A 10953-nucleotide genomic window follows, 5' to 3' on the forward strand; every position below is an offset into this window, starting at 1 on the left:
CTTATTGCTGAATTAAGTCGAGAGATTGCTCAATAAGGTGAAATACCACGCTTTGCTCAACAACGCCTTGTACCAGTTGTGCGCCTGGACCTTGTGCATGCAAAGTGATGTCTTCACCTGAGTGGGTTTCTGAGCTCATTGGAATTAAGGCTTCCTGGTGGAAACCAGAAGTCGTTGTATCAATATTGGTTAGGTCTTGACGACCCGCGTTAACGTCTTCGCCGTAACCTGCGTCAGCATCGGTTTCATCACCTAAATCGTGGAAGCCATTACCGTTGGTGTAACCTAAAGTGGTGTAAGGTAGGCCATCAGATGCTGTTGAAGGTTCAGTGCTACCGATACCAACAACTTTACCTAAGATAGGGTTGCCGCGTTTTGGGTAACCGGCAATGGTGAACACGTGACCGTGGTCAGCGGTAACCAGAATCAGTGTTTCGCTTGGGTCAGTTTTTGCGACCGCTTCTTTAACGGCATCAGACAATGCAATGGCATCGGTTAACGCGTTATAAGCGCTACCTGCGTGATGACCGTGGTCAATACGGCCTGATTCAACCATTAAGAAGAAACCGTTATCGTTATTATCTAGAATATCGATAGCTTTACTGGTCATTTGTGCAATTGATGGCTCACCTGCTACATCATTGTCACGGTCAGCTTCATACTGCATATGAGATTCGTTAAATAACCCTATCAGCTGCTTGGTGTTTTCGGTATCAATGGCATCAAATCCTGCTTGATCCATTACATAAACACCTTCGCTGTATTTTGCTTGCCACTCAGCGGTTAAATCTCGTGAATCAGTGCGATCGCCTTCAATCTCACTCACGGCATCTGCGCTGTTAAAGCTGGCATCTTTTGGTAAAAAGTGACGACGACCGCCGCCCATAACCACGTCGATACCATCAATATCAACACCTTTAAAACGGGCTTCGACATTAGCTTCAAAATTCACTAGTTGATCGGCAATATCTTTACAGCCGCCAGTTACCGCATCTTCTGGCATGTCTGAGATATCTTCCCAGTTGCGGTCGGCAGATTTTGCATAGGTTGCAGCGGGTGTCGCGTGGGTAATGCGCGCAGTTGAGACAATACCCGTTGCTAAACCTTTAATTTCAGCAAGCTCAAGCGCTGTGACTACTTCGTTACCAGCAACGGTTGAACAGTCGCCGCGCACGATGTCTTCATCAACACCTAATACACCAGCATCACTTTTAAGACCCGACATCATTGCTGTCATGGTGCCTGCAGAATCTGGGGTTTGCGCATCAACGTTGTAGGTTTTGACTAAAGCAGTGTGCGGGAATGTTTCAAAGCTTAAGTAGCCTTCTTCACCAGGGTTTCCTGCCAATTGCCCTTGAAGAATGCGTGATGCCGTTAGGGTAGAAACGCCCATGCCATCACCGACAAAAATGATCACGTTTTTAGCTTTGAATTGATTATTGGTATTCAGTTTTGCATCGATTGCGCTTTGTGCATCAGTAAACCAAGCATTTTCAGTTTGGTATGTCGGTAGCACTTCAGCATTTAGGGCACTTGAAATGACTAAAGCAAGCACACCATATGATGCTTTCCAGGTCTTATTCATTATGTTGTCTATCCTATTGACGAGTTGGGTGGGGTAGGCTGCAATTCGTGGCTCAACCCTTGGAAACTTGAAAAGCATAGAGCGGTTATATGAACAAGGTCTTACGCAAAGTTGATGCTTTTGTGATCGAAATGTTTCGCTTTTGTGTCTTGGCAGTTGTATGCACTAATTAATAGCCTACAAATGACATCATCAAGCTGATGGTAATGACAAAACTCTTCCTATTGAGAAAATAACCAGCATGGTAAACTTTGGGGTATCTGTTTTTAGGAGTGTTTATGTCTTTTTCTTCGTTATCGCTGCAAGCTGAGTTAGTTGAGCATTTAGCCCGTTTAGGTTACGAGCAACCTACACCGATCCAGCAACAAGCAATTCCAGTGGTGCTTGCCGGAAAAGACGTATTAGCTGGGGCGCAAACGGGTACGGGTAAAACCGCAGCCTTTGCATTGCCGATAATACAAAAACTCGTTAATACATCGCCTTGTGAGCATCAAGAACGCACTCGCGCGTTAATATTGGTGCCAACACGTGAGTTGGCCCAACAAGTAAATCAAAGCATTCAAACCTATGCCGAGCACACTCAAATTAGCTCGCTAATGGTGTATGGCGGCGTGAGTATTAAAGCGCAGGCTGATGCCATTAAAGCGGGGGCAGATATTATTGTTGCTACGCCGGGCAGGTTATTAGATCACTTACGTAATCGAGTGATGACATTATCAAACATCAGCCAGTTGGTATTTGATGAAGCCGACCGCATGTTAGACATGGGCTTTAGAGATGAAATTATCGAGGTATTAAAGCGCCTGCCAAAAGAGCGCCAAACCTTATTGTTTTCAGCAACGTTAGATGAGCGTATTTTTAAGTTCAGTAAGCGACTGCTGCAATCGCCTCAAGTGATTGAAACCAGCGAGCGCAATACGACAGCGGCCAAAATTGTTGAGCGGGTGTATAACCTTGATGCCAATAAAAAAATGCCCGCATTGTGTCACTTGATTAACAAAGAAAGTTGGCAACAAGCGTTAATCTTTAGCCGCACCAAGCAAGGGGCGGATAAAGCAGCTGCGCAAATGAAACAAGCGGGGGTTAATGCTGTGGCATTTCATGCAGATCTTTCGCAAACAATGCGTGAGAGCGTGTTAGCGCAGTTTAAATCGGGTGACATTAAAGCGCTGGTGGCCACCGATGTTGCTGCCAGAGGGCTAGATATTAATGAGCTAAACTATGTGGTGAACATTGAGCTGCCGTTTCAAAACGAAGACTACATTCACCGCATTGGTCGTACAGGCCGCGCTGGCAAAGCAGGCCAAGCCATTACTTTGTTAAGTGTTGATGATGAGCCGCAATTAATAAAACTGGAAGCCTTTTTAGATAGACGTTTACCACAGCAATGGCTGCAAGGGTTTGAGCCCGATTTAACCCAAGTTGCCCCCGTGACCCGTAAAACGAAAAAGGGATCCCTTAAGCAACAAGCCCGCCAAAAAGCCTTAGCGCAGTCTAAAAAAGGCCGTTAAGCTGACTTACAGCAGTTGCTAATATCACTAACTGAATAGGAAAGGCTATGTTTAAAGGTATTCATCATGTGGCGATCATTTGTGAAGATTATCCGCGCTCAAAACACTTCTACACTGAAGTTTTAGGCTTTAAGGTGTTGGCAGAAAACTACCGTGAAGATCGCCAATCTTACAAGCTTGATTTACAGCTGGCAGATGGCAGTCAGATTGAGCTGTTTTCTATTCCAAACTCGCCTATACGCCCCAGTTATCCTGAGGCTCAAGGACTGCGTCATTTAGCCTTTAAGGTCACCGATATTGATGCGGTCGTGGCGCATTTAACCTCACACAATGTCGATGTCGAGCCTATTCGAATCGATGAATACACTGGCAAGAAGTTCACTTTCTTTAGCGATCCTGATGATTTACCGCTAGAGATTTATCAAGGCTAGTTGCCAACCTAAGTATTTTATTAACTGTAACATTAGTGATAGCTGAAGCTTTTAATTCTAATTTAAGCATGGTTCAGTAGGCTCTGCTGTCCTCAAAAGTGCGCCTCATTTGGAGAAAACCATTCATTATGCAAGCAACAGGTATGCTCTCAGTACTAAAAAAAATTGACCAAAGCAAAACCTTCCAGGGATTTGTTATTTTTGTGATTATTGTGTCGGCATTATCTATTGGTGCTCACACCTATCATTTGCCTACTTGGCTTGAAAACAGCTTATATGTGTTGGATATTGCCATTACAGTGTTCTTTTTGTTTGAGCTCATTATTCGCTACATGGCCAGTGATGGTATTAAGTCCTTCTTCTCCAAGGGCTGGAATATCTTCGACACCATTATTGTGATTGGCAGTTTAGTACCATTGGGTGGCTCCACCATATTACTGGCGCGACTATTACGTATTTTCAGGGTGTTACGACTGGTGTCTATGGTGCCAGAGCTGAGAATGTTGATTAATGCGCTGCTTAAAGCCATTCCACGCATGGGTTATATTGCATTATTAATGTTTGTAATCTTCTATATTTATGGCGCGATTGGTAGCATGTTTTTTGCCCATGTGAATGACTTTTTATGGGGCGATGTGTCTATTGCGATGCTGACATTGTTCCGTATTTCTACGTTCGAGTCATGGACCTCGATCATGTACGAAACCATGGCAGTGTATCCACTAAGTTGGCTGTATTACTTGACGTTTATTTTCTTAACGACTTTTGTGTTTTTAAACATGATGGTGGGCGCAGTGCTAGATGTGATGGGCGAAGAAACCAAAATAATGCGTGAAGAGCAAGAGGTCAACGATGATAAAAACGTTGAGTCAAAAACAGCGGCAACCACGGAAGATATCCAGCTGCTGCACGACAAGATAGATAAGTTAACCGCGCTGCTGCAAGCTAAAACGAATACTTAAAACTACAACCAAGGCTTAAGCAGTAATCTAAGCCAAGCTTATGGATAGCCCCTTAAAACAGGCAAGCATTTATGCTTGCCTGTTTTGTTAGCAGCGATAACTGACATTAACCCCCTATTTGCATTAGAATAGCCCCCTGATTATTTTTTAAGTAGAGCAACGGCATGCACGTACATATTCTTGGAATTTGTGGCACTTTTATGGGCGGTTTAGCGTTATTAGCCCGCGGTATGGGACACAAAGTCACCGGTAGTGATGCCAATGTGTATCCACCTATGAGCACCCAGCTTGAACAGCAAGGCATTGAGCTTATTCAAGGCTTCGACCCCGTACAGCTGGGTAAAGAAGGTGAAAATCAGCCAGATTTAGTGGTCATTGGTAATGCTATGAGCCGTGGTAATCCTTGTGTTGAAGCAGTATTAAACCGTGGCATTAAATACACCTCAGGGCCGCAGTTTTTATCAGAATATATCTTGCCAGAACGCTGGGTACTGGCGGTATCAGGCACCCATGGTAAAACCTCAACCTCCAGTATGTTGGCGTGGGTATTAGAATATTGCGGCTATGAGCCGGGCTTTTTAATTGGTGGCGTACCGCAAAACTTTGGCGTGTCAGCCCGTTTAGGTAACTCGCCTTTTTTTGTGGTTGAGGCCGATGAATATGACAGTGCCTTTTTCGATAAACGCTCTAAGTTTGTGCATTACCGCCCGCGTACTTTAGTGATTAATAATCTTGAGTTTGATCATGCCGACATATTTGCCGATCTGGCTGCTATTCAGCGCCAATTTAATCATGTTATCCGCACGGTTCCCAGTGAAGGTAAAGTCATTTGGCCTGCTGAAGTAGAGGCGGTAAAACAAGTGATTGAATTAGGTTGTTGGAGCGAGCAAGAGCATTTTTATGCCACTGAGCATAGCGCCACAGGCTGGTATGGTAAAACCATTGCTGCAGACGGTCATGAGTTTGAAGTGAAGTTTAATGGCGAGTCCCAAGGCATATTAAACTGGGGCTTAATCGGTCAGCACAATATTGAAAATGCCATAATGGCCATCGCAGCAGCAAGGCATGTTGGCGTAGCGCCAAGTCATGCTATTGAAGCCTTGAGCCAATTTGCGCCGCCAAAACGTCGTTTAGAGCTATTAGATACCGTTAATGGCATTGCGGTTTATGATGACTTTGCGCATCATCCAACGGCCATTGAAACGACTTTACAAGGCCTGCGCGCCAAAGTGGGCGAGGGCGATTTAGCTACAGGTAAATTAATCGTGGTGCTCGAGCCGCGCTCAAACACCATGAAAAGCGGCGTACATAAAGACACTTTAGCAGCATCTATGGCCTTAGCGGATTGCGCCTTTTTGTATCAAGCGGACAATGTCGGCTGGGATTTAAAAGCCAATATGGCTAGCGCCAGTATTCCTGTTGCCGTGTTTACGGATATCGACGCCATTATTGCTCAAGTTAAAGCTCAAGCACAAAGTGGTGATACCGTGGTGATTATGAGTAATGGCGGCTTTCATGGTATCCATCAACAATTGATAAATGCACTAAAATAACCTACTAGATAAGGTTAGATTAGGTTAATAGTCATCAATAAGTCGGTTTTGGCCGTATAAGCGGTAAAGCTTGATTAAAAGAGAACATATGAGTAATTCGAACCACCCGTACGCAAAAAAAGAAAAGGCCATTAGTCTCGCGTGGACTGGCGCTTCTGGTGCGCCCTATGGTTTAAAGTTACTGCAGTGCTTACTGACCGCCGATTACCAAGTGTTTTTGATGATCTCAAGTGCTGCCAGAGTGGTGCTTGCCACTGAAGAAGGTTTGCAACTGAGCGCAAACTCAGAAAAAGCCTGTCAGCAGTTATTAGCCCATTTTAAGATGGATAAAAATGCTGCTGGTGAGCTGGTGGTTTTGGGCAAAGATGAATGGTTTTCGCCACCGGCATCTGGCAGTGCGGCGCCAAAGCAAATGGTGGTTTGCCCCTGCTCAACAGGCACTTTAGCGGCGATTGCCACCGGAATGAGTAATAATTTGTTAGAAAGAGCGGCAGATGTAGTAATAAAAGAGCGCGGTCAATTAATCCTTGTTCCTCGGGAAACTCCTTTTAGTGCCATACACTTAGAGCATATGTTAAGCCTGACTCGCAACGGCGCGACCATCATGCCAGCGGCACCAGGCTTTTATCATTATCCCAAATCGATAGAAGATCTGGTAAACTTCATGGTTTCCCGAATTCTAGATCATTTGGGCATAGAGCACGGGCTGACAAATCGTTGGGGATATGCCAACGACAAGTCCGAAAAAATCGACAATTGAGAGTAATATGAAACACACAACAGAAGTGATGATTTCTGCAGAAGAAATCAGCGAAAAACTGGATATATTAGCTGAAAGGATTAATACCCATTACGCAGACAGCGAACGTTTGCTAATGGTCGGCTTATTGAAAGGGTCTGTGGTTTTTATGGCTGACTTATGTCGCCGTATCAAAGGCCATGTTGAAATCGACTTCATGTCAGTTTCAAGTTATGGCAATGCAATGACAAGCACACGTGACGTGAAGATCCTTAAAGATGTATCATCTGAGATTGCCGGACGTGACGTATTGATTGTTGAAGATTTAATTGATTCAGGTAATACCTTAAATAAAGTACGTGAGATGTTATTACTGCGCGAGCCTAAAAGCTTAGCATTATGTACATTACTCGATAAGCCTGAGCGTCGTGAAGTTAATGTACCAGTCGACTTTATTGGTTTTACCATTCCTGATGAGTTCATCGTCGGCTATGGTATTGACTACGCAGAGCAATATCGTAACTTACCTTACATTGCTAAAGTTGTACCATTAGATTAATCCAATCTATGGTCGACAAACTCCCGCTATAGGCGGGAGTTTTGTTTTGGGCGTCAGAAAATTTTGCGTGTTAATCATTTACATTAGGTCATTAAGATCATGTAATTAAGACAGTGTAATTAACAGCACGTCATTCGCAATTCATGAACCAGAGGTATCACAATGAGCAACCCCACCAAAGCGTTGGTGATCGAAAACCTGCAAAAAACCTATAAGAGCGGTGTTCAAGCGGTTAAAGGCCTTAGCTTAACCGTAGAGCAGGGCGATTTTTTTGCGCTATTAGGCCCCAATGGTGCGGGTAAATCGACGACTATTGGCGTGATTAGCTCATTAGTGCAAAAGACATCAGGCAGCGTTAAAGTGTTCGATTATGATATCGACAACAACTTAGAGCGCGCCAAAATGTGCATTGGTTTAGTGCCGCAAGAATTTAACTTCAATCAGTTTGAAACCGTGCTGCAAATTGTAGTTAACCAAGCCGGTTACTATGGCGTGACCCGCGCAGTGGCATTGCAGCGTGCACAAAAGTATTTAAGCCAGTTGGATTTATGGGAAAAACGTGACAGCCAAGCCAGAGCATTATCAGGCGGTATGAAACGCCGTTTAATGATTGCTCGCGCGTTAATGCATGAGCCGAAACTGCTGATCCTTGATGAACCAACAGCAGGGGTTGATATCGAACTTCGCCGCTCGATGTGGGAGTTCTTAAAGCAAATTAATAGTCAGGGCGTGACCATTATTCTCACCACCCATTACCTTGAAGAAGCGGAAATGCTGTGCCGCAATATCGGCATTATCGATAAAGGCTTATTGGTTGAATGCACTAGCATGAAAAGCCTACTCAGTAAGCTGGATGTGGAAACCTTCATTTTAGATTTAAGCGATAATATTACCACTGCCCCTGTATTAAATAACATGAGTTGTCGCTTAGTGGATGGTCACACATTGGAAGTGGATGTGGCTAAAGCCAATAATTTGAATGACTTGTTTAACCAGTTAAGCAATGCAGATATCGAAGTGCTATCAATGCGCAACAAAGCTAATCGCCTTGAAGAGCTATTTGTCGAGTTAGTTAAAAAAACTAAGGACTCAAAATAATGAACAAGCTTTATTGGATTGCCTTTAAAAGTATTTTAATTAAAGAAACCAATCGTTTTACCCGTATTTGGGTACAAACCTTAGTGCCGCCAGCCATTACCATGACCTTGTACTTTTTGATTTTTGGTAACTTAATTGGCAACCGTATTGGTGAAATGGGCGGCGTATCGTACATGGAGTTTATTGCACCAGGTTTAATCATGATGTCGGTTATCACCAACTCCTATTCTAATGTGGCCTCGTCCTTTTTTAGTGCCAAAATGCACGGCAGTATTGAAGAGTTAATGGTGGCACCTGTGCCGCATTATGTGATGATTGCCGGTTTTGTTGGCGGCGGCGTCGCCCGTGGCTTAAGTGTCGGCTTGATTGTGACCTTGGTGGCAATGTTCTTTGTTGATTTAAGCCTGCATCATGTTGGCTTAGTGATTATGACGGTGTTTTTAACCTCGGTGTTATTTGCGTTAGGCGGGTTAATTAACGCGGTATTTGCCAAAAGCTTTGATGACATTAGCATTATCCCCACTTTCATTTTAACGCCACTGACTTATCTTGGTGGGGTGTTTTACTCGCTGTCATTACTACCTGATTTTTGGCAAGGCGTGTCAGCGCTAAACCCTGTGGTATATATGATAAACGTGTTCCGCTACGGCTTTTTAGGCTTTGCTGATATCAGTGTGCCGTTATCAATTGCCATTATGGTAGGCTTTTGTGCCTCGCTATGGTTTGTAGCATACTACCTTATTTCACGTGGCATCGGCCTACGTAGCTAGGTTTAGTTAGCTGTTAAGCTAGCTTGGTTAAACTTCCTTGGTTAAATGTAGCTGAGCAAGATTGTTGAAAGGACTCTAATGAGTCCTTTTTTGTTATTTGGCTGTCGCTTTAACTAAATCGCGACATAACTATGCTGCAATGGTAATTACTGAGAAAAACTTAATTCTTAGCTGTTAATGGAGGAATATCAGCTGATCATTTGCCATTTTAATCCTTTTCGCTTCCATTCTTAAACTTCTCTCATTCACTTAAGGCTTTACGATTGAGTCATTATTGTTTGGCATTAGCAGACTATTGTCGGGGTTAGTATTGGTTGAAGTGTAATAGTTAAATTCAGCTTTGAGCTATTTATTGTTGAAGCGCTACACATCAGTATTAATAATTCGTCATATGAATAGTTTTAAAAATACTAATAAAGGGGCTTAGCCTTTTTATATTATTCTTGGATATTACTTTTAATTTGAGTTGATATTAAATCTACTTATAGCTTCATTTAATCTAGTAACGTTATTTATTTAGCCGCTATTTGGGCAACCCCCTCGAATACTCTTCCTCTGTCAACCTGTCAACCTGTCAACCTGTCAACCTGTCAACTTGGCATGTTGATTTGTTGTTTTATTGATCTAGATCAAAAAAGTGTGTTTTTTATACACAAACTCAAAACTATAGACTACCGTTAATTATACAGGCTAGTTTAAATCTAAAGGCATAGTTATGTTGAGTTTTAACATAGGTGTGAATAAAAACTAGGGTTTGATTGGCCTTCCGAAAATGATTCAAAAAATTTATTAAATGAACAAGAGAACTGCCCAGTTCTCTTGGGGATTCCGTGCTTTTAAATTCAATTAATTATTTTATAAATAGGCCTTTTTATGTCAAATGATAACCTGTCTAATAATCCTGAAAATGATGCTCTTAATGATGCTGTTGAACAAGTAAACACAGAAGACTCGACGGTTTCATCATCTAAGGCTGAGAATAATCAATCAACAGTCACCAATACTGTTGCGACTGCGACATCATCGGTAGACATACAAACGGCAGAAGAAAGCTTGGCTCCTTCAGGCGGCTCAGAATCATCAACAGATGACTCTCAAACTGATGATGCAGAGGCCGCCAATGCCGAGGCTTCTTCTGCAGCCCCTAGTTCAACAGATTCTCAATCATCAGCTGTTGAAAGCTCAACCTCAGATGCTGATACGGAAGCAGCTAGTAGCTCTGCGGCCGAAGGGGCAGCTAATGCAGCCCCTGAAGAGGCTGTATCTTCAGGCGCCCAAAGTATCGGTGGGGCTGAAGGTGCTTCAACTAGTTCAGGTGCGCCATCTTCGTCAGCAACTGCGTCTGCAGCAACACCATCAAGTGCAAATAGCGAAACTGAAATATCTGATGGCGCCTCATCAACAGATGCAAGCACTGCGACCAACAGTGAGACTTTTGAGGTAAATGTTTCAAGTGATAACAATGCTGATGGTCAGATAGACGCTGATGATCTACCTACCACAGATACGACTACTGACTCGATGAGTTTTAATGTCGATGTGACCGCGGTAAATGATGCTGCCGAGGTAGAAGACCAAGCTTTCTCAATGAATGAAGACGGCGTAATCATCATTACCGATGAGCAGCTGCTGGCGAATGCGAGCGACATCGATGGTGATAACCTATCTGTTGATACGGTGACGTACAGCGGCACTGACGGTGTGCTTACCGACAACGGTGATGGCACCCATAGCTTTGCGCCAAA

Annotated in this window: 10 protein-coding genes; 9 read left to right on the forward strand and 1 reads right to left on the reverse strand. The window is 43.5% G+C overall.

The genetic code is table 11. The annotated features are described in order from the left end of the window. Window position 1: 1 nt before the first annotated feature. Window positions 2-1585, reverse strand: coding sequence for an alkaline phosphatase (locus BCU91_RS05860; RefSeq protein ID WP_102531094.1), 1584 nt, complete (start codon window positions 1583-1585; stop codon window positions 2-4). A gap of 278 nt (window positions 1586-1863) precedes the next feature. On the opposite strand from BCU91_RS05860, the gene BCU91_RS05865 reads away from it, so the two are divergent. From BCU91_RS05865 to BCU91_RS05905, 9 genes are all read left to right on the forward strand, one after another. After that, window positions 1864-3096, forward strand: coding sequence for a DEAD/DEAH box helicase (locus BCU91_RS05865; RefSeq protein ID WP_102531095.1), 1233 nt, complete (start codon window positions 1864-1866; stop codon window positions 3094-3096). A 47-nt stretch (window positions 3097-3143) separates the two neighbouring features. Then, window positions 3144-3527, forward strand: coding sequence for a VOC family protein (locus BCU91_RS05870; protein WP_102475934.1), 384 nt, complete (start codon window positions 3144-3146; stop codon window positions 3525-3527). A gap of 128 nt (window positions 3528-3655) precedes the next feature. Beyond that, window positions 3656-4489 carry an ion transporter gene (locus BCU91_RS05875; RefSeq protein ID WP_102531096.1) on the forward strand — a complete coding sequence of 278 codons (834 nt, stop codon included), beginning with the start codon at window positions 3656-3658 and terminating at the stop codon, window positions 4487-4489. Between the two features lie 164 nt (window positions 4490-4653). Next, window positions 4654-6042, forward strand: coding sequence for a UDP-N-acetylmuramate:L-alanyl-gamma-D-glutamyl-meso-diaminopimelate ligase (gene mpl, locus BCU91_RS05880; protein WP_102531097.1), 1389 nt, complete (start codon window positions 4654-4656; stop codon window positions 6040-6042). Window positions 6043-6130: 88 nt separating this feature from the next. Further along, the gene (locus BCU91_RS05885) at window positions 6131-6802 is read left to right on the forward strand and encodes a flavin prenyltransferase UbiX (RefSeq protein WP_102475935.1); all 672 of its coding nucleotides are present in this window, start codon (window positions 6131-6133) and stop codon (window positions 6800-6802) included. Window positions 6803-6809: 7 nt separating this feature from the next. Continuing rightward, window positions 6810-7340 (forward strand): hypoxanthine phosphoribosyltransferase, encoded by a 531-nt coding sequence (gene hpt, locus BCU91_RS05890; protein WP_102440266.1) that lies wholly within the window; start codon window positions 6810-6812, stop codon window positions 7338-7340. Window positions 7341-7502: 162 nt separating this feature from the next. Further along, complete coding sequence (locus BCU91_RS05895) at window positions 7503-8438, forward strand: ABC transporter ATP-binding protein (RefSeq protein WP_102531098.1); 936 nt, start codon at window positions 7503-7505, stop codon at window positions 8436-8438. Continuing rightward, window positions 8438-9208 (forward strand): ABC transporter permease, encoded by a 771-nt coding sequence (locus tag BCU91_RS05900; protein ID WP_102440268.1) that lies wholly within the window; start codon window positions 8438-8440, stop codon window positions 9206-9208. Before BCU91_RS05895 ends, BCU91_RS05900 begins: the two co-directional genes overlap by 1 nt. A gap of 873 nt (window positions 9209-10081) precedes the next feature. Beyond that, window positions 10082-10953, forward strand: an 872-nt coding sequence (locus BCU91_RS05905) for a cadherin-like domain-containing protein (RefSeq protein WP_198590440.1), incomplete at its 3' end; no start/stop codon positions are given.

Source organism: Shewanella sp. 10N.286.52.B9, assembly GCF_002873635.1.
Lineage (GTDB): Bacteria > Pseudomonadota > Gammaproteobacteria > Enterobacterales > Shewanellaceae > Shewanella.

Coding starts and splice junctions, on each gene's coding strand:
- BCU91_RS05865 (WP_102531095.1), top strand. CDS start 1,864: ATGTCTTTTTCTTCGTTATCGCTGCAAGCTGAGTTAGTTGAGCATTTA.
- BCU91_RS05885 (WP_102475935.1), top strand. CDS start 6,131: ATGAGTAATTCGAACCACCCGTACGCAAAAAAAGAAAAGGCCATTAGT.
- BCU91_RS05875 (WP_102531096.1), top strand. CDS start 3,656: ATGCAAGCAACAGGTATGCTCTCAGTACTAAAAAAAATTGACCAAAGC.
- BCU91_RS05870 (WP_102475934.1), top strand. CDS start 3,144: ATGTTTAAAGGTATTCATCATGTGGCGATCATTTGTGAAGATTATCCG.
- mpl (WP_102531097.1), top strand. CDS start 4,654: ATGCACGTACATATTCTTGGAATTTGTGGCACTTTTATGGGCGGTTTA.
- BCU91_RS05895 (WP_102531098.1), top strand. CDS start 7,503: ATGAGCAACCCCACCAAAGCGTTGGTGATCGAAAACCTGCAAAAAACC.
- BCU91_RS05860 (WP_102531094.1), bottom strand. CDS start 1,585: ATGAATAAGACCTGGAAAGCATCATATGGTGTGCTTGCTTTAGTCATT.
- hpt (WP_102440266.1), top strand. CDS start 6,810: ATGAAACACACAACAGAAGTGATGATTTCTGCAGAAGAAATCAGCGAA.
- BCU91_RS05900 (WP_102440268.1), top strand. CDS start 8,438: ATGAACAAGCTTTATTGGATTGCCTTTAAAAGTATTTTAATTAAAGAA.